General features: G+C 67.4%; 16 protein-coding genes. 8 read left to right on the forward strand and 8 right to left on the reverse strand.

Annotation, left to right across the window (positions count from 1 at the left end; genetic code table 11):
* Position 1: 1 nt before the first annotated feature.
* Entirely contained in the window at positions 2-1,021 is a 1,020-nt protein-coding gene (locus AC1C2R_RS17175) for a DMT family transporter (protein ID WP_495380735.1), read from the reverse strand.
* A 33-nt stretch (positions 1,022-1,054) separates the two neighbouring features.
* Here AC1C2R_RS17175 and AC1C2R_RS17180 point away from each other — a divergent pair, with 33 nt between their 5' ends.
* Positions 1,055-1,675 carry a TetR/AcrR family transcriptional regulator gene (locus tag AC1C2R_RS17180; RefSeq protein ID WP_495353878.1) on the forward strand — a complete coding sequence of 207 codons (621 nt, stop codon included), beginning with the start codon at positions 1,055-1,057 and terminating at the stop codon, positions 1,673-1,675.
* A gap of 59 nt (positions 1,676-1,734) precedes the next feature.
* Here the strand turns inward: AC1C2R_RS17180 and AC1C2R_RS17185 are convergent, their stop codons facing one another.
* Genes AC1C2R_RS17185 through sufB form a run of 5 tightly spaced genes read right to left on the reverse strand, consistent with a single transcriptional unit; the run spans position 1,735 to position 5,891 of the window.
* A complete protein-coding gene (locus AC1C2R_RS17185; protein WP_495353877.1) occupies positions 1,735-2,064 on the reverse strand; it encodes a metal-sulfur cluster assembly factor in 330 nt (109 codons plus the stop codon).
* A gap of 20 nt (positions 2,065-2,084) precedes the next feature.
* On the reverse strand, positions 2,085-2,870 hold the full coding sequence (sufC, locus tag AC1C2R_RS17190; protein WP_495353876.1) for a Fe-S cluster assembly ATPase SufC: 786 nt from the start codon (positions 2,868-2,870) through the stop codon (positions 2,085-2,087).
* Between the two features lie 51 nt (positions 2,871-2,921).
* The gene (locus AC1C2R_RS17195; RefSeq protein WP_495353875.1) at positions 2,922-3,248 is read right to left on the reverse strand and encodes a non-heme iron oxygenase ferredoxin subunit; all 327 of its coding nucleotides are present in this window, start codon (positions 3,246-3,248) and stop codon (positions 2,922-2,924) included.
* Position 3,249: 1 nt separating this feature from the next.
* Entirely contained in the window at positions 3,250-4,458 is a 1,209-nt protein-coding gene (gene sufD / locus AC1C2R_RS17200; protein ID WP_495353874.1) for a Fe-S cluster assembly protein SufD, read from the reverse strand.
* A 14-nt stretch (positions 4,459-4,472) separates the two neighbouring features.
* Entirely contained in the window at positions 4,473-5,891 is a 1,419-nt protein-coding gene (gene sufB / locus AC1C2R_RS17205; protein ID WP_495353873.1) for a Fe-S cluster assembly protein SufB, read from the reverse strand.
* 252 nt (positions 5,892-6,143) lie between these two features.
* Here sufB and AC1C2R_RS17210 point away from each other — a divergent pair, with 252 nt between their 5' ends.
* Positions 6,144-7,052 carry a COX15/CtaA family protein gene (locus AC1C2R_RS17210; RefSeq protein WP_495353872.1) on the forward strand — a complete coding sequence of 303 codons (909 nt, stop codon included), beginning with the start codon at positions 6,144-6,146 and terminating at the stop codon, positions 7,050-7,052.
* Between the two features lie 77 nt (positions 7,053-7,129).
* Here the strand turns inward: AC1C2R_RS17210 and AC1C2R_RS17215 are convergent, their stop codons facing one another.
* Together AC1C2R_RS17215 and AC1C2R_RS17220 are read right to left on the reverse strand one after the other, a co-directional pair.
* Positions 7,130-7,723: an endonuclease domain-containing protein gene (locus tag AC1C2R_RS17215; protein WP_495380736.1), complete on the reverse strand. Its 594-nt coding sequence runs from the start codon at positions 7,721-7,723 to the stop codon at positions 7,130-7,132.
* Positions 7,724-8,153: 430 nt separating this feature from the next.
* Positions 8,154-9,074, reverse strand: coding sequence for a heme o synthase (locus tag AC1C2R_RS17220; RefSeq protein ID WP_495353870.1), 921 nt, complete (start codon positions 9,072-9,074; stop codon positions 8,154-8,156).
* 324 nt (positions 9,075-9,398) lie between these two features.
* On the opposite strand from AC1C2R_RS17220, the gene tkt reads away from it, so the two are divergent.
* Genes tkt through pgl form a run of 6 tightly spaced genes read left to right on the forward strand, consistent with a single transcriptional unit; the run spans position 9,399 to position 17,509 of the window.
* Positions 9,399-11,492, forward strand: coding sequence for a transketolase (tkt, locus tag AC1C2R_RS17225; protein ID WP_495380737.1), 2,094 nt, complete (start codon positions 9,399-9,401; stop codon positions 11,490-11,492).
* A gap of 26 nt (positions 11,493-11,518) precedes the next feature.
* A complete protein-coding gene (gene tal, locus AC1C2R_RS17230; RefSeq protein WP_495353868.1) occupies positions 11,519-12,628 on the forward strand; it encodes a transaldolase in 1,110 nt (369 codons plus the stop codon).
* A complete protein-coding gene (locus AC1C2R_RS17235; RefSeq protein WP_495380738.1) occupies positions 12,625-14,229 on the forward strand; it encodes a phosphoglucose isomerase-related protein in 1,605 nt (534 codons plus the stop codon). Before tal ends, AC1C2R_RS17235 begins: the two co-directional genes overlap by 4 nt.
* A 15-nt stretch (positions 14,230-14,244) precedes the next feature.
* Positions 14,245-15,786, forward strand: coding sequence for a glucose-6-phosphate dehydrogenase (gene zwf, locus AC1C2R_RS17240; protein WP_495353866.1), 1,542 nt, complete (start codon positions 14,245-14,247; stop codon positions 15,784-15,786).
* Positions 15,783-16,742: a glucose-6-phosphate dehydrogenase assembly protein OpcA gene (locus tag AC1C2R_RS17245; RefSeq protein WP_495353865.1), complete on the forward strand. Its 960-nt coding sequence runs from the start codon at positions 15,783-15,785 to the stop codon at positions 16,740-16,742. The genes zwf and AC1C2R_RS17245 overlap by 4 nt, the downstream gene beginning before the upstream one ends.
* Positions 16,739-17,509, forward strand: coding sequence for a 6-phosphogluconolactonase (gene pgl / locus AC1C2R_RS17250; RefSeq protein WP_495380739.1), 771 nt, complete (start codon positions 16,739-16,741; stop codon positions 17,507-17,509). Before AC1C2R_RS17245 ends, pgl begins: the two co-directional genes overlap by 4 nt.
* Positions 17,510-17,559 lie beyond the last annotated feature (50 nt).

Consider the following 17,559-nt stretch of genomic DNA (forward strand, 5'->3'; position numbering starts at 1 on the left):
CTCACGCCACCTCCGACGCGCTCTCCGAGGAGACCTGGCGACGAATACGCTCCTCGTTCCGAGTCGTCCGTCTGATCTCGGACTTCGGGGAATCTGTCGACGGCACGCGCGGCGGCGCCGACCGCGGTGACGCGATGACCAGCGCGACCGCTCCTGCACCGAGCACGAGGCCGACGAGGGTCGCCGGCGTGAACGGGTCGGCGAAGAGGATCGCGCCGGCGACCGCGGCAGTGGGGGCCACCAGATACAGAAGCGCATTCAACGCGGTGATGCCGAGGCGACGGAGAAGGTACCAGTAGAGCGCGTAGCCGAGGAGTGTGGGGACCACAGCGATCACGAGCGTCGAGACCCAGAACGCGGCTGTGGCAGGCGGGGCGAACGTTCCCGTGACGGCGGCGAGGAGCGCCACTGCCACGAGGGTGACGGACGAGTGCACGGTGAGGGTCGCGAACACGGAGAGGCGAGCCGAGGTGCGCCGCTCAAGGAACGTGGCGGTGACGAGGCTGGCCAGTGCGACGAGCGGGAGGAGGTACGCGGGCGTGGGAGACCCCGCGGCCAAGGCGTCGGCCGCCACGATGAGCGCCACCCCCACCGCGCCGAGCACCAGGCCGAGCCATTGGAGCGCACGGACGCGAAGGCCGAGGAGCGGGCCGACGAGGGTCGCCACGACAAGAGGTTGGACCGCATCGATGAGCGCGGTCGTTCCCGACGACACACCGGCGCCGACGGCCAGGTAGATCGGGACGACGTAGCCGAACTGTGCGAAGAATCCGATCGTGAGGTGCGGACGGATGTCGCGCCATGGCGGAAACACGAGCGGACGTCGTCGGACGTTCGCCGCGGCGATGACGATCAGGAGGATGACCCCGACGGTGAGGTATCGCCAGAACAGGACTGTCAGAGCCGGAGCAGCGTCGGTGCCGATCTTCGCGATCACGAAGCCAGAACTCCAAGCCAGGACGAACGTGACGGATGCACCAATGAGAAGGAGGCATCTCGGTATACCGGTCTGTTTACTCATTCGAACGAGTATACAGAGCGGTATAGTGGAGCCATGACCGCCGAGAATCTGCCCGAAGCGCTTCCTCACTACACGCCGGGAGCAGAGCGCGTGCTCGCCGCGGCATCCGAGCTCTTCTACCGTGAGGGAATCCACGCCGTGGGTGTCGACACCATCGCAGCCGCGGCAGGGGTGACGAAGAAGACGCTCTACGACCGGTTCGGATCGAAAGAGGCGCTCGCCGTCGCGTACCTGCGCGGGCGCGACGCGCGGTGGCGTGAGTACCTTGAACGCGAACTCGCACAAGAGCCTCCGGGAAGCGTCGAACGCATCCTGGCAGTGTTCGACATCGCGGGCCGGTGGGCGATCGACAACTGCGGCAAAGGGTGCAGCGCCATCAACGCCCGGGCCGAGATGGACGACGCGACGTCGCCCATTGCTGTCGAAGCCATCCGCCAGAAGAAATGGCTGCGGGATGTCTTCGAGCAACTCTGCCGCGATGCGGCGATCGCCGATGCCGAACGCGTCGCCAAGAGTCTGATGCTGCTCTACGAGGGCGGCCTGGTGACTACCGGCATGGGCACGTTCGCCGAACCGTTCGCGGCGGCACGGGATGCGGCGGCCCTGCTCCTCACGTTGAGTGCGGGCGGGCAGCGACCCGACGATGGTGCCTGAAACGACGGATGCCTCGTGCAGGCGTGCTGCACGAGGCATCCGTCGAGACGGAAGACGACTCAGATCGCGAAGCCGAGCGCCCGCATCATGTCGCGGCCGTCGTCGGTGATGCGCTCGGGACCCCACGGCGGCATCCACACCCAGTTGATGCGGAACGCGTCGACGGTGCCGTCGAGCGCCTCAGCGGTCTGCTCTTCGATCACGTCGGTGAGGGGGCATCCGGCGCTCGTGAGCGTCATGTGGATGACGAGGGCGTCGTTCTCGTCGTCCCAGCCGAGGTCGTAGATGAGGCCGAGGTCGACGATGTTGACCCCGAGCTCGGGGTCCATGACGTCTTTCAGCGCTTCTTCGACCTGGTCGTAGCGCTCTGGGGCGAGTGTGGTGACCATAGTGTGATTCTACCCTCGCCCTATTCGGCCGGCACCGCTTCGGCCACGGCCGTCTCGGCGACCTGGTACCGGTCGTAGCCCTCGTCTTCGAGTCGGTCGGCGAGCTCGGGGCCGCCCTGCTCGGCGATGCGGCCCGCCACGAAGACGTGCACGAAGTCGGGCTTGATATAGCGCAGGATGCGCGTGTAGTGCGTGATCAGCAGGACACCGAGGCCGGTGCTCGAGTGCGCCCGATTGACGCCCTCGGAGACGACCTTCAGCGCGTCGACGTCGAGACCCGAGTCGGTCTCATCGAGCACGGCGAACTTCGGCTTCAGCAGTTCGAGCTGCAGGATCTCGTTGCGCTTCTTCTCGCCGCCCGAGAAGCCCTCGTTGACGTTGCGCTCGGCGAACGCCGAGTCCATCTTGAGGTTCGACATCGACTCGCGCACGTCTTTGATCCAGCCGCGGATCGGAGGCGCCTCGCCGTCGATCGCCGTCTTGGCGGTGCGGAGGAAGTTCGTGACCGTCACGCCCGGAATCTCGACGGGGTACTGCATCGCGAGGAAGAGGCCGGCGCGTGCGCGTGCGTCGACCGACATCTCGAGCACGTTCTCACCGTCGAGCAGGATCTCGCCCTGGACGACCTTGTACTTCGGGTGGCCGGCGATCGTGTACGCGAGGGTCGACTTGCCCGACCCGTTGGGGCCCATGATCGCGTGGATCTCGCCCTCGTTGATGACGAGGTCGACGCCGCGGAGGATCTCGCGGGTGCCCTGGTCGGTCTCGACGTTGACGTGGAGGTTCTTGATCTCGAGAACGGACATGTTCGTAGTGGTCTCTTTCGGTTGCCGGCCGTTCCGGGCCGGAGGAGTGGGTCAGACGGTCAGTGTGACCATGGGGTCGATGTGGACGTCGCCGTCTCTGAGCTCGACCTGGTAGACCGGGACGGGCTCGTACGCGGGCAGCGTCAACGGCTTGCCCGTCTTCAGGGAGAACATGGAGCCGTGGGCCCAGCACTCGAGGGTGTCGTCTTCGACGAAACCTTCGGCCAGCGAGATGTCGCCGTGCGTGCAGGTGTCGCCGATGGCGTAGATCTCGCCTGCGGCGTCTTTCACCACGGCGATGGGAACGCCCTCGAGCACGAACCGCGAGGCCTCGTTCACGGCGAGGTCGTCGGCTGAGCAGACACGAACGGATGCCACGTCAGCGACCTTCCAGTTCGGCCTCGATGGCCGCGGTCAGGCGGGCTTCGAGGTCGGCCGAGCCGATCTTCTGCACGATGTCGGTGAGGAAGCCGCGCACGACGAGTCGACGTGCTTCGTCTTCACTGATGCCGCGAGCCATCAGGTAGAACAGCTGCTCGTCGTCGAAGCGGCCGGTGGCACTCGCGTGCCCGGCGCCTTCGATGTCGCCGGTCTCGATCTCGAGGTTCGGCACGGAGTCGGCGCGAGTGCCCTCGGTGAGCACGAGATTGCGGTTCTGCTCGTAGCTGTCGGTGCCGGTTGCGGCGTTGCCGATCAGTACGTCGCCGACCCAGACGCTGCGCGCGCCGGCACCCTGCAGCGCGCCCTTGTAGGTGACGCGGCTCTTGGTGTGCGGTGCGTCGTGGTGCACGTACACCTGCTGCTCGAGGTGCTGGCCGGCGTCGGCGAAGTAGAGGCCGAGGGCCTCGATGTCGGCGCCCTGCTCGGCAAGGTGGGTCGACGGGTTCACCCGCACGACCTTGCCGCCGAGGGAGACGACGATGTGCTTGAGGAACGCATCGCGGCCGAGGCGGGCGAACTGGCTCGAGAGGTGCACGGCCTCGTCGTCCCACTCCTGCAGCGAGACGACGGTGAGGGATGCCCCGTCGCTGACGAGGATCTCGACGTTCTCGCTGAGGCGGGCGGCACCCGCGCCGGCGAGCACCACGAATCCGCGGCTGTTCGGCGCGGCCTCGATGACGGTGTGCGCGGCGCGCGGGGCGTCGCCGAGACCGGTGCGGGTCACGAACGCGATCTTCTCGTCTTCGCCGGTGACGGAGACGAGGAGGGCCTCGCCGAAGTTCGACCACGCGTTGGCGCTCGCGCGCTCTTCGGGCGTGCCCGCCGCGCCGATGCGGGCGTCGTCGCGCGGGATGTACGAGAAGGCGATGCCCGAGACATCCGCGCCGTCTTGAGCCTGTCGAAGGGTCGTCTCGATCGGAAGTCGCGAACCGTCGAGCTCTCCGCCGGTGAGGTCGGCGAAGGTCGCGACCGGGGAGAGCTTCCACTCGCGCTCGCGTCCGTTGACGGGCTCGAAGTCGTCGACGTTCACCGAGCGGAACCGCTCGGAGCGGGTCTGCACGGGCACGAAGGCGCCGTCGGAGTGCGCGACGAGGCCGTGTTGCCCGGGAGTGGCCAAAGGGGATGAACGCTGTGTTGTGCTGGTCATCTGATCGGTCATTCCTAGCCGACGCTGCCTTCCATGCCCATCTCGATGAGCTTGTTGAGTTCCATGGCGTATTCCATGGGGAGTTCACGCGCGATCGGCTCGATGAAGCCGCGCACGATCATCGACATGGCCTCGGTCTCGTCGATGCCACGGCTCATGAGGTAGAAGAGCTGCTCCTCGCTGACCTTCGAGACCGTGGCCTCGTGGCCGAGCTTCACGTCGTCGACGCGGATGTCGATCGCCGGGTAGGTGTCGGAGCGAGAGATCGTGTCGACGAGCAATGCGTCGCAGACGACGCTGTTCGCCGAGTGATGCGCGTTGGCGTCGATGCGAACCTCGCCGCGATAGCCCGCTCGGCCGCCGCCGCGCGCGATCGACTTCGAGACGATCGACGACTGCGTATACGGCGCCATGTGGATCATCTTGGCGCCGGCGTCCTGGTGCTGGCCGGGGCCCGCGAAGGCGACGGAAAGCGTCTCGCCCTTGGCGTGTTCGCCCATGAGGAAGATCGACGGGTACTTCATCGTGACCTTGGAACCGATGTTGCCGTCGACCCACTCCATGGTCGCGCCTTCGGCAGCAGTCGCACGCTTGGTCACGAGGTTGTACACGTTGTTCGACCAGTTCTGGATCGTCGTGTAGCGAACGCGGGCGTTCTTCTTCACGATGATCTCGACGACGGCCGAGTGCAGCGAGTCGCTCTTGTAGATCGGCGCCGTGCAGCCTTCGATGTAGTGCACGTAGCTGTCTTCGTCGGCGATGATGAGCGTGCGCTCGAACTGGCCCATGTTCTCGGTGTTGATGCGGAAGTAGGCCTGCAGCGGGATCTCGACGTGCACGCCCTTCGGGACGTAGACGAACGAGCCGCCCGACCAGACGGCCGTGTTGAGCGCGGCGAACTTGTTGTCGCCCGCCGGGATCACGGTGCCGAAGTACTCCTCGAAGACCTCGGGGTGCTCGCGCAGCGCGGTGTCGGTGTCCATGAAGATGACACCCTGACGCTCGAGCTCTTCGTTGATCTGGTGGTAGACCACTTCGGACTCGTACTGGGCGGCGACGCCCGCGACGAGGCGCTGGCGCTCGGCCTCGGGGATGCCGAGGCGCTCGTAGGTGTTCTTGATGTCGTCGGGCAGGTCTTCCCAGGTCTGGGCCTGCTTCTCGGTGGAGCGGACGAAGTACTTGATGTTGTCGAAGTCGATGTCCGACAGGTCGGCACCCCAGGTGGGCATGGGCTTGCGCTCGAAGAGCTGCAGCGCACGCTGGCGTCGTTTGAGCATCCAGTCGGGCTCGTTCTTCAGCCCTGAGATGTCGGCGACCACCTCGGGCGAGATACCGCGTCGGGCGGATGCCCCGGCGGCGTCGGAGTCGGCCCAACCGAACTCGTACGTACCGAGTCCTTCGAGTTCTGGGCGGTCGATCAATACGTCCGTCATGCTCTCCCTCTTCTCCTCCCGTGCAACCGGCTATCAGGCCGGCCCATTCCCCTCGTGAGTCGAGGCGCTCATTGAGTGGGTGATGATGTGCCCGGTGGCTTCAGTGCGAACCTAAGATGGCTGGTGGCTCATCACGCGCGGTTTCGCGCGGTCGGCGAGCCTGCCAACCAGTCAAGTCTATAGGGTCGCAGGGGGCGCGGGGCAGGACTCCCAGCGCCGTCACAGCGCGACCAGGATCAGGATCGAACCCGCGTGACCCGCACTCTCCGCACCTTCGCCTGGGCCTCGTTCATCGCCCAGGTCACGATCATCGCGACGGGCGGCGCGGTGCGTCTGACGGGCTCTGGCCTCGGATGTCCCACTTGGCCCACGTGCACGGCCGACTCGCTCGTGCCGACCGACGAGCTCAGCTACCACTCCCTCATCGAGTTCGGCAATCGCATGATGACGGGCGTCGTCGGCATCATCGCCCTCGTCGTCTTCCTGCTGGTCTGGCGCATCCGACGCGAGCGCCGCGACCTCTTCGCGCTCTCCTTCATCGTCGGTGTCGGAATCGTCGCCCAGGCGATCGTCGGCGGCATCACGGTCTGGACGGGCCTGAACCCGTTCATCGTCGGGTTCCACTACCTTTCATCGCTCGCCCTGGTCTGCGTGACGGCCGCATTCCTCGACCGCATGGACTCCCTCCCAGGGCCTCGGGAGCGGGCCGTGCCCGGCTGGTACGCAGCGCTCACGCACGGCGTGACGGCCGTGCTGCTCGTCTCGATCGTGTTCGGCGTGCTGACCACCGGCTCGGGCCCGCACTCCGGCGACTCGGCGGCGGGCCGCAGCGGCTTCGACTCCGAGATCCTCGAGCACATCCACGCTTGGCCGGGCTACGCCCTCCTCGCCCTGACGATCGTGCTCGTGGTCGCCGCATGGCGCCTGCAGCTGCCGACGCTCCGCTGGTCGATCGCGCTCCTCGCCATCGAGCTCGTCCAGGTCGCGGTCGGCCTGTACCAGGCTCGCAACGGCCTGCCCGCCTTCGCGGTCGGTGTGCATATGGTGCTCGCTGCATTGACGGCTGCGGCGATGACCCTCGTCGTCCTGCACCTGAAGCGCCCGGTCTCCGCAGCGGTCGAGTCGGGTGAGAACGCCGCGGCCGCGGCATCCGCTCGCTGACCGCCACCGGGCCGGTATTCTTCATCTGCCCGGACGCGGTCCGAATATCCACTCCGATTCGGCGCAGATCTCCGACATCATGCGGCGCGGAGGTGCAGCCCCTGACCAACCGCGCGGACGATGCGATCCTGCACGCCCGGCCAGTCGTCGATCACCTGCCGGTAGCCCACACGGATCACGTGGTAGCCGCGCAGCAGGAGCGCGGCATCATGGGCGTTGTCTTCGATCCGTTGCTCGCCGACGTGATGCCCACCGTCGATCTGCAGGACGAGACGCTCACCGAGCAGGAAGTCGACACGATGCCCCTCGATCCATGCCTGCGGCACGATCCGAATGCCGAGCCATCGCAGTCGCTGGAAGACGAGCGTCTCGAGCCCGGAATCGGCGAACATGTTCGCGGCGGCGAGCAGTTCGCGCGCCTGACCGACGAGCGGAAGGCGGGCGAGCAGGTCATACGCCACGAGTCCCTTGCTCAGGGACGACTCCCACACGGCCAGCGCTGCCTCGAACGGCTGGCACGCGGCGACGAGTGCAAGCGTGTTCTCGATCGGATCCATCAACGAGTCGGGATGTCTCGGCAGCAGCGGCTTCGCCCAATGCACGGTGCCGTGGATCGCCGGCACCGCGGCATGCGGATCGGCCGCGACGTGGATGTGCGGGTGCGAGAGCACCCATAGTCCGAGGCGCCGCGCCTGCGTGATGCAGGTGAGTACGACCCCTGCCTTCGCGGCCGCGATGAGCGGCGTCGGGTAGAGCCAACCAGTTTCGCCTCACCCGAACGACGCGACCTCGATCGATGGCGATTCGGAGGTGATGCCGTGAGAATCCAGCGGCCTGGAGGCTCGTCGCCCTGGCCACTCCTCCGTGACGTCGCAACTGCTGTTCGAGATCATGCATGACGTCGACGATGCCGTCGCCTCGCCTGGCGATGCGCCGTGTGCGCCGAGCTGTGGCGTACCGGCCGGGATCACGCATGTGGAGGAGGAGTCGCCCACGCGCCCAACTTCGGAGATCTGCGCCGGATCGGCCGCAGATCACCGGATCACACCGCTCGGCCGCGATTGTCCGAAATTGCGGCGAGGGTCCGCGCGTCGCGACGGGTCAGAACGGCAGCAGCGGGTCGACGCCGATCGCGAGGAACAGCAGCGACAGGTACGCGATCGAGCCGTGGAAGACGCGCATCGGCGAGACCTGCTCGTGCCGGATCGCCAAGCTGTAGAGACGGTGCGTCTCGTAGATGAACCAGACGCCGGTGACCACTGCGACCGTCGAGTAGACGAGCCCCATGTCGGCGATCGGAATGAGCAGCAGCGAGCAGGCGACGGTGGCCCACGCGTAGAGGATGACCTGGAGACCCACCTGCGCTCGGCCGCGCACGACGGCGAGCATCGGCACGCCGGCGGCGGCGTAGTCGTCTCTGTACTTCATCGAGAGGGGCCAGTAGTGCGGCGGCGTCCAGAGGAAGATGATGAGGAAGAGGATGAACGGCGGCCAGCTGAGATCGCCGGTCACCGCTGCCCATCCGATGAGCACCGGCATGCAGCCGGCCACGCCGCCCCACACGATGTTCTGCGAGGTGCGGCGCTTCAGGATGAGGCTGTAGAACACGACGTAGAGCAGGATGGCGCCGAGCGAGAGCGCAGCCGCCAGCCAGTTGGTGAAGACCCAGAGCCAGACGATCGACGCGAGTCCGAGACCGTAGGCGAAGACGAGCGCTTCACGGTCGGTCAGTTCGCCTGTGACGAGCGGACGTCCCTGGGTGCGCTTCATGACGCGATCGATGTCGCGGTCGATGTAACAGTTGAACGCCCCGGCGGATCCGGCGCTCATGGCGCCGCCGATGAGCGTGGCGATCAGCAGCCAGAGGCCCGGCAACCCCTGCTCTGCAAGGATCATGGTCGGTGCCGTCACGACGAGCAGCAACTCGATGACCCGCGGCTTCGTCAGCGCAACGTACGCGGCGAGCTTGCGTCGTACGGTCATCGCCGGTCGGGTGTCTCGGGTCTGTACGGCTGCCTGCATCGTTCCTCTTCCGGCGCGCGGGCGCGCATCTGCCGCCACGCCCGAGTCCGATTCTATGACAACATGTGTCGCAGGGTTGGGTAAGCGCTTTCCTGCGCCATGCGGCCTCACTTCATCCTCCGAGGCCGGTGATCCTCCCGACACGTTCACGAAACGCGAGGAGTCCATATACTGGCAATGCGCGCCCGACGGCGCGGATTCGAATTGCCGTCCGGTGCGACGACCAACGGGTCATCCGCCGGACAACTCGCGCCGTAGCGAATTCCGCGGTGACGGGACATCGGTTCCCGGCGCCGTCCAATGACCGGAAGGAACGTACACCTCGTGGCAACTCTGCAGTGGGAACCCATCGACGACCAGGCGGTCGACACCGCCCGCGTACTCGCGGCCGACGCCGTCGAGAAGGTCGGCAACGGGCATCCCGGCACCGCGATGAGCCTCGCGCCCGCCGCCTACCTCCTCTTCCAGAAGATCATGCGACGCGACCCGTCCGACCACGCCTGGCTCGGCCGAGACCGCTTCATCCTCTCCGCAGGTCACTCCTCGCTCACCCAATACGTGCAGCTCTATTTCGCCGGTGACGGCCTCGAGCTCTCCGACCTCGAGGCGCTGCGCACCTGGGGCTCGAAGACACCCGGCCACCCCGAGTACGGCCACACCGCCGGCGTCGAGATCACCACCGGACCGCTCGGCCAGGGTCTCGCATCCGCCGTCGGCTTCGCCTACGCGGCGCGCTTCGAGCGCGGCCTCTTCGACCCCGAGGCCGCGGCGGGCACGAGCCCGTTCGACCACTTCGTGTACGTCATCGCGGGTGACGGCGACCTGCAGGAGGGCATCACGAGCGAGGCATCCTCACTCGCCGGCCACCAGCAGCTCGGCAACCTCGTCGTGATCTACGACTCCAACCAGATCTCCATCGAAGACGACACCAACATCGCCTTCACCGAGAACGTGGCCGAGCGCTACGAGGCCTACGGCTGGCACGTGCAGACGGTCGACTGGAAGAAGACCGGCCAGTACGTCGAAGACGTCGCCGAGCTGAACGCGGCCATCCAGGCTGCGAAGGGCGAGTCCTCGAAGCCGTCGATCATCATCCTGAAGACGATCATCGGCTGGCCCTCCCCGGGTAAGCAGAACTCCGGCAAGATCCACGGCTCGGCACTCGGCGCCGCCGAGCTCGCCGCGACGAAAGAGGTACTCGGCTTCGACCCCGAGCAGAGCTTCGTCGTCGCCGCCGAGGTCATCGACCACACGCGACTCGCCATCGAGCGCGGCGCAGCCGAGCACGCCGAATGGCAGCTCGCCTTCGACGCCTGGGCAGCGGCGAACCCCGACCGCAAGGCACTGCTCGACCGGCTCGAGGCCGGCGAGCTCCCCGACGACATCGAATCGGTGCTTCCCGTCTTCGACGGTGGCACCGAGGTGTCCACCCGTGCAGCGTCCGGCAAGGTCATCAACGCCCTCGCCGGCGTGTTGCCCGAGCTCTGGGGCGGTTCGGCCGACCTCGCCGAGTCGAACCTGACCACGATCAATGGCGCGGCCTCATTCATCCCGACCGAGTGGTCGACGCACGAGTTCGCGGGCGACCCCTACGGTCGAGTGCTGCACTTCGGCATCCGCGAGCACGCGATGGGCGCCATCGTCAACGGCATCGTGCTGCACGGCAAGACGCGCGCCTTCGGCGGCACCTTCCTGATCTTCAGCGACTACATGCGACCTGCAGTGCGTCTCGCCGCACTCATGAAGGCGCCCTCGATCTTCGTCTGGACGCACGACTCGGTCGCCCTCGGCGAAGACGGCCCGACACACCAGCCGGTCGAGCAACTCGCAACCCTGCGGGCGATCCCGGGCCTCACGGTCGTGCGGCCCGCCGACGCGAATGAGGTCGCGCACGCCTGGCTCGAGCTCCTGAAGCGCAGTGACGCTCCGGCCGGCATCGCTCTCACCCGTCAGAACATCCCGGTGTTCGAGCGCGGCGACGGCGAGGCATCCGGTGACACCCTCGCCGCTGCGTCGAACGTCTCGAAGGGCGCATACGTGCTCGCAGAGGCGGCCTCGGGCACGCCCGACGTGATCATCATCGCAACCGGCTCCGAGGTGCAGCTCGCCGTGGCCGCACGCGCCACGCTCGCGGCAGAGGGCATCGGCGCTCGCGTCGTCTCGGCGCCATCGCTCGAGTGGTTCGAGGAGCAGTCGGCCGAGTACCGCGAACAGGTGCTGCCCGCGAGCGTGACTGCTCGCGTGTCGGTCGAGGCCGGCCTCGCCCTCTCATGGCAGCGCTACCTCGGCAACCAGGGCCGCGCAGTATCGATCGAGCACTTCGGCGCCTCCGCCGACTACAAGACCCTGTTCCGCGAGTTCGGCATCACGGCCGAGGCCGTCGTCGCCGCCGCGAAGGAATCGCTCGCGTCGGCCTGACGCGCGCCAGAAGAGGAGACACTCCCATGACCAGCTCCCCCACCGCAGCACTCTCAGAGGCGGGCGTCAGCATCTGGCTCGACGACCTCTCGCGTGAACGCATCGCCTCGGGCGACCTCGCACGGCTCATCGCCGAACGCGACGTCGTCGGCGTGACCACCAACCCGACGATCTTCGCCGGCGCCCTCGCCAAGGGCGAGCGCTACGCCGAACAGGTGCACGCCCTCGCTGCAGCCGGCGCCGACGTCGACACCGCAGTCTTCGAGATCACGACCGACGACGTGCGCGACGCCGCCGACGTCTTCCGTCCGGTGTACGACCGCTCCAAGGGCTTCGACGGCCGCGTTTCCATCGAGGTCGCGCCTGGACTCGCACGTGACACCGCCGGCACGATCACCGAAGCCAAAACCCTCTGGGCGAAGGTCGACCGCCCCAACGTCATGATCAAGATCCCGGCGACGGTTGAGGGCCTCGACGCCATCACCGAAGCCATCGGCTCCGGTATCAGCGTCAACGTCACGCTCATCTTCAGCCTCGACAGGTACCGCGAGGTCATCGAGGCATACCTCGCCGGCCTCGAGCAGGCCAAGGCAGCGGGCATCGACCTCTCGACCATCCACTCGGTCGCCTCCTTCTTCGTGTCGCGGGTCGACACCGAGATCGACAAGCGACTCGTGGGCATCGGCACCGACGAGGCGCTCGCCTTGAAAGGCAAGGCCGGCATCGCAAATGCCCGCCTCGCCTACGAGCTCTTCGAGCAGCTGTTCGCGACCGAGCGTGCCGCCGCGCTCCTCGCTGCCGGCGCCAACCGCCAGCGTCCGCTCTGGGCGTCGACCGGCGTGAAGGACCCAGCGCTTCCCGACACCCTCTACGTGACCGAGCTCGTCGCGCCGGGTGTCGTGAACACGATGCCCGAGAAGACCCTCGAGGCGACCTTCGACCACGGGGTCATCGCCGGCGACACCGTCACCGGCGCGTACGCCGAGGCCGGCGCTGTGCTCGACGCGCTCGCGGGCGTGGGCGTCGACTACGACGACGTGACGCTCGTGCTCGAGAACGAGGGCGTCGACAAGTTCATCGTCTCGTGGAACGAACTCCTCGACACCGTCCGCGCAGCGCTGGAGGCAGCACGATGAGCTTCCGCATCTCCGTCAGCGGCGCCGCTGCCGACGCAGTGCGCCGCACCGTTCCCGGGCTCGTCGCCGACTTCGTGGCGAGCGGCATCACCGGTCAGGATGCCGCGCTCTGGGGTGCGGCCGCTGAAGAGGAGTCGGCGAAACGACTCGGTTGGACCGAGGCCGTCGCGGTCTCCCGTCCTCTCGTTCCCGAGATCGAAGCCCTCCGCGAGGAGCTCGAGGCGGCAGGCGTCGACCACATCGTGCTCGCGGGCATGGGCGGTTCATCGCTCGCCCCCGAGGTCATCACGCGAACGACGAACGCCGACCTCACGGTGCTCGACTCGACCGAACCCGGACAGGTTCGCGCCGCCCTCGCCGATCGGCTCGCGACATCCGCCCTCGTCGTTTCATCGAAGTCGGGGTCGACCGTCGAGACCGACAGCCAGCGCCGCATCTACGAGCAGGCGTTCCGCGATGCGGGCATCGACCCCGCCTCGCGCATCATCGTCGTGACCGACCCGGGCTCGCCCCTCGACGAGTCGGCACGCGCCACCGGGTACCGGGTCTTCAACGCTGATCCCAACGTCGGTGGACGCTACTCGGCGCTCACGGCGTTCGGGCTCGTGCCCTCGGGCCTCGCGGGCGTCGACATCGCCGAGGTCCTCGACGAGGCCGAGACGATCGAGCTCTCGCTCGCGATCGACAGCCCCGAGAACCCCGGACTCGTGCTGGGCGCCGCGATCGCGGCCACTCAGCCACTGCGCGACAAGCTCGGCATCATCGCCGACGGCACCCACATCGTCGGCTTCGCCGACTGGGCTGAACAGCTCATCGCCGAATCCACCGGCAAAGAGGGCACAGGGCTGCTTCCCGTCGTCCTCGGCGTTGACGCCCCCGAACTCGGCGAAGACCTCTCCGACCTTCAGATCGTGCGCCTCGTCGACGACGCGGGCGACGAGATCTTCGGCGACGACGGCTCGGGCGAGATCCGGGTCTCGGGCACCCTCGGCGCGCAACTGCTCGTCTGGGAGTACGCGACGGCGGTCGCCGGGCGAATCCTCGGCATCAACCCCTTCGACCAGCCCGACGTCGAATCGGCGAAGATCGCATCACGTGGACTCCTCGACGCCCGCCCCGAACCCGCGCCCGCGGCATTCGTGGAACAGGGCATCGAGGTGCGCGGCACGCCAGAGGTCATCGGCGCCTCCAGCGATCTCGCCTCGGCGATCGACGTACTGCTCGAAGAGCTCCCTGCGAACGGATACCTCTCGATCCAGGCGTATGTCGATCGCGTCGCGCACCCCGAGCTCGAGCGACTCCGCGACCTCCTGGCCGCACGCGCGGGTCGCCCGGTCACGTTCGGCTGGGGTCCCCGGTTCCTGCACTCGACCGGGCAGTTCCACAAGGGCGGTCCCGCGGTCGGCGCATTCCTGCAGATCACGCAGACGCCGGCCAAAGATCTCGCGATCCCCGATCGGCCGTTCACGTTCGGTCAGCTGATCGCCGCGCAGGCTTCGGGCGACGCGAGTGTGCTCGCCGAGCACGGTCGCCCGGTGCTCACCTTGACCCTCACCAACCCGTCGGCTGACACGGCGACCCTGTTCGACGTCGTCGACTGACCTTCCGGAGGAACGATGCAACCGGCCGCGATCACCGCGCAGCACAACCCGCTCCGCTCCCCCAAAGATTATCGACTGAACCGCATCGCGGGTCCGTCGAGCCTGATCATCTTCGGTGTCACCGGCGACCTGTCGCGCAAGAAGTTGATGCCGGCGGTCTACGACCTCGCGAACCGCGGTCTACTGCCGCCGGGCTTCGCCCTCGTCGGGTTCGCCCGACGCGATTGGGACGACCAGGACTTCGAAGCCGTCGTGCACGACTCGGTGAAGCAGTACGCTCGCACCGAGTTCCGCGAAGACGTCTGGAAGCAGCTGGCCCGTGGCATCCGCTTCGTCCAGGGCGACTTCGACGACGACGCCGCATTCGACCGCCTCCGCACGGTCGTCGAAGGGCTCGACCGCGAACGCGGCACGATGGGCAATCATGCGTTCTACCTGTCGATTCCGCCGAAGTCGTTTCCGGTGGTCACCGAGCAGTTGAAGCGATCGGGTCTCACGGAGCAGCACGACAACCAGTGGCGCCGCGTCGTCATCGAGAAGCCCTTCGGCAGCGACCTGAAGACCGCGCGCGAGCTGAACGACGTCGTGGCGTCGGTGTTCCCGCCCGACTCGGTGTTCCGCATCGATCACTACCTCGGCAAGGAGACCGTCCAGAACATCCTGGCGCTCCGCTTCGCGAACCAGCTCTACGAGCCCATCTGGAATGCCAATTACGTCGACCACGTGCAGATCACGATGGCCGAAGACATCGGCGTCGGGGGCCGAGCCGGGTACTACGACGGCATCGGCGCGGCGCGCGACGTCATCCAGAACCACCTGCTGCAGCTGCTCGCCCTCACGGCGATGGAGGAGCCGATCTCCTTCGAGGCCGGCGACCTGCGCGCCGAGAAGGAGAAGATCCTCGCCGCCGTGCGCCTGCCCGACGACCTCGCATCGGGTACCGCCCGCGGCCAGTATTCGGGTGGCTGGCAGGGCGGTGAGAAGGTCATCGGATTCCTCGACGAAGACGGGATGAACCCCGAGTCGACCACCGAGACCTATGCGGCGATGAAGCTCACGATCGGCACCCGCCGTTGGGCCGGTGTTCCGTTCTACCTTCGTGCCGGAAAGCGGCTCGGTCGACGCGTCACCGAGATCGCCGTCGTGTTCAAGCGCGCACCGCAGCAGGTGTTCGCCGACAGCCAGACTTCGCAACTCGGCCAGAATGCGCTCGTGATCCGAGTGCAGCCCGATGAAGGCGTCACGATCCGCTTCGGCTCGAAAGTGCCGGGAGCCGGCATGCAGGTGCGCGATGTCACGATGGACTTCGGCTACGGCCACGCCTTCACCGAGGCGAGCCCCGAAGCCTACGAGCGTCTGATCCTCGACGTGCTGCTCGGCGATCCGCCGCTCTTCCCGCGCCAAGAAGAGGTCGAGCTGTCGTGGAAGATCCTCGATCCGATCGAGGAGTTCTGGGCAACACAGGGTCAACCCGAGCAGTATCGGCCCGGCACGTGGGGGCCTGCCTCCGCCGACGAACTGCTCGAACGCGACGGAAGAAGCTGGAGACGCCCATGATCGTCGATCTGCCCGACACGACGACGAGCAAAGTCTCGAAGACCCTCGTGAAGATTCGTGAAGAGGGAGGCGTCGTCGCCCTCGGCCGCGTGCTCACCCTCGTCATCGCGACGACTCCCGGGGCCGAAGAAGAGGCGATCGAGGCGGCGAACGACGCCTCACGCGAGCATCCGATGCGCGTCATCGTCGTCTCGACCGAGCCCGGCACCGAGAATTCGTCGGTCGCACCGCGGCTCGACGCAGAGATCCGTGTCGGCGGTGACGCCGGCGCGAGCGAGGTGATCGTGTTGCGCGCCTGCGGCGATGCGGCGCTCGACGAAGAGAGCCTCGTGATGGCGCTCCTGCTGCCCGACGCGCCCGTCGTCACCTGGTGGCCGGGTGCTGCACCCGAAGTTCCCGGGCGTTCAGCGCTCGGGCGCATCGCGCACCGAAGAATCACGGATGCTTCGGCGCAGCCCGACCCGCAGGCGGCGCTGCGTGCGTTGGCTTCGAGCTACACTCCGGGTGACGCCGACTTCGCCTGGACGCGACTGACCCTGTGGCGGGCTCAACTCGCCGCAGTGCTCGACCAACCGCCGTACGAGCCCGTCACGGCCGTAGAGGTCTCCGGGGCGATCGACTCGCCCTCGACCACGCTGCTCGCCGCATGGCTTCGGCTGGAGCTCAACGCCCCGACCGAGTACGACCTCACGGGCGTCGAAGCAGGATCCCATGGCATCCACGGCGTACGGCTGGTGCGCGACGGCGGTGCCATCGAACTGATCCGCGACATTCCCGGCATCGCGACGCTTCGTCAGCCGGGTCAACCGGTGCACGACCTGGCACTGCCTCGCCGCAGCCTCCGCGACTGTCTCGCCGACGAGCTTCGCCGGCTCGACCCCGATGAGTTGTACGGTGAAGTGATCACGAGCGGGCTCGAGCTCCTCGGCGCCGGCGACAAGGGAGACGTGGCATGACCAACGAACGACGCGTGCTCGTGCACCCCGACAAGGCCTCGCTGTCGGGCTCGGTCGCTGCCCGGTTCATCACGAAGCTCCTCGACATCCTCGACACGCAAGCGGTCGCCCACATCGTCCTCACCGGAGGATCGATGGGCGCGGCGGTGCTCGAGGCGGTCGGCGCGTCGCCTGCACACACTTCCATCGACTGGTCCCGGGTGCACTTCTGGTGGGGCGACGAGCGATGGGTTCCGGCGGGCGACACCGAACGCAACGATGAACAGGCGCGCGTCGCGCTCCTCGGCGAACTCGACCTGCCCGCCGAGAACCTGCACCCGTTCCCCGCCGCCGACTCCGGGCTCGAGCTCGACGTCGCAGCAGACGTGTATGCCGCGGAGCTCTCGTCGCACGGTGTCGACGGGCTGCTGCATCCGATCTTCGACATCACCTTCCTCGGGGTCGGTCCCGACGGCCACATCGCGTCGCTCTTTCCCCACCGCTCCGGCATCCAGGTGACCGATCGCACCGTGATCGCCGTTCGCAACTCGCCCAAGCCGCCGCCCGAGCGGCTGAGCCTGACGCGCCCGGTCATCAACGCCTCGCAGCGCGTCTGGCTCGTGCTCGCGGGCGCCGACAAGGCATCGGCCCTGGGGCTCGCTCTGGCCGGCGCGAGTCGTGATGAGGTTCCCGTGGCGGGCATCAAGGGCCGGCGCCGTACCGTCTTCTTCGTCGACGCCGACGCAGCATCCGAGGTTCCCGAGTCGCTCATCGCCCGCGACTACTGAACTCCAGCCATAAAGAAAGGCCGGCCCTGAGGCCGACCCCTTCTTCATGC

The organism is Agromyces sp. Y182, from assembly GCF_059445385.1.

Excerpts from the sequence above, each read along its gene's own strand:
- AC1C2R_RS17175 (WP_495380735.1), bottom strand. The coding sequence starts at position 1,021 with ATGAGTAAACAGACCGGTATACCGAGATGCCTCCTTCTCATTGGTGCA.
- AC1C2R_RS17180 (WP_495353878.1), top strand. The coding sequence starts at position 1,055 with ATGACCGCCGAGAATCTGCCCGAAGCGCTTCCTCACTACACGCCGGGA.
- AC1C2R_RS17185 (WP_495353877.1), bottom strand. The coding sequence starts at position 2,064 with ATGGTCACCACACTCGCCCCAGAGCGCTACGACCAGGTCGAAGAAGCG.
- sufC (WP_495353876.1), bottom strand. The coding sequence starts at position 2,870 with ATGTCCGTTCTCGAGATCAAGAACCTCCACGTCAACGTCGAGACCGAC.
- sufD (WP_495353874.1), bottom strand. The coding sequence starts at position 4,458 with ATGACCAGCACAACACAGCGTTCATCCCCTTTGGCCACTCCCGGGCAA.
- sufB (WP_495353873.1), bottom strand. The coding sequence starts at position 5,891 with ATGACGGACGTATTGATCGACCGCCCAGAACTCGAAGGACTCGGTACG.
- AC1C2R_RS17220 (WP_495353870.1), bottom strand. The coding sequence starts at position 9,074 with ATGCAGGCAGCCGTACAGACCCGAGACACCCGACCGGCGATGACCGTA.
- tal (WP_495353868.1), top strand. The coding sequence starts at position 11,519 with ATGACCAGCTCCCCCACCGCAGCACTCTCAGAGGCGGGCGTCAGCATC.
- AC1C2R_RS17235 (WP_495380738.1), top strand. The coding sequence starts at position 12,625 with ATGAGCTTCCGCATCTCCGTCAGCGGCGCCGCTGCCGACGCAGTGCGC.
- zwf (WP_495353866.1), top strand. The coding sequence starts at position 14,245 with ATGCAACCGGCCGCGATCACCGCGCAGCACAACCCGCTCCGCTCCCCC.
- AC1C2R_RS17245 (WP_495353865.1), top strand. The coding sequence starts at position 15,783 with ATGATCGTCGATCTGCCCGACACGACGACGAGCAAAGTCTCGAAGACC.
- pgl (WP_495380739.1), top strand. The coding sequence starts at position 16,739 with ATGACCAACGAACGACGCGTGCTCGTGCACCCCGACAAGGCCTCGCTG.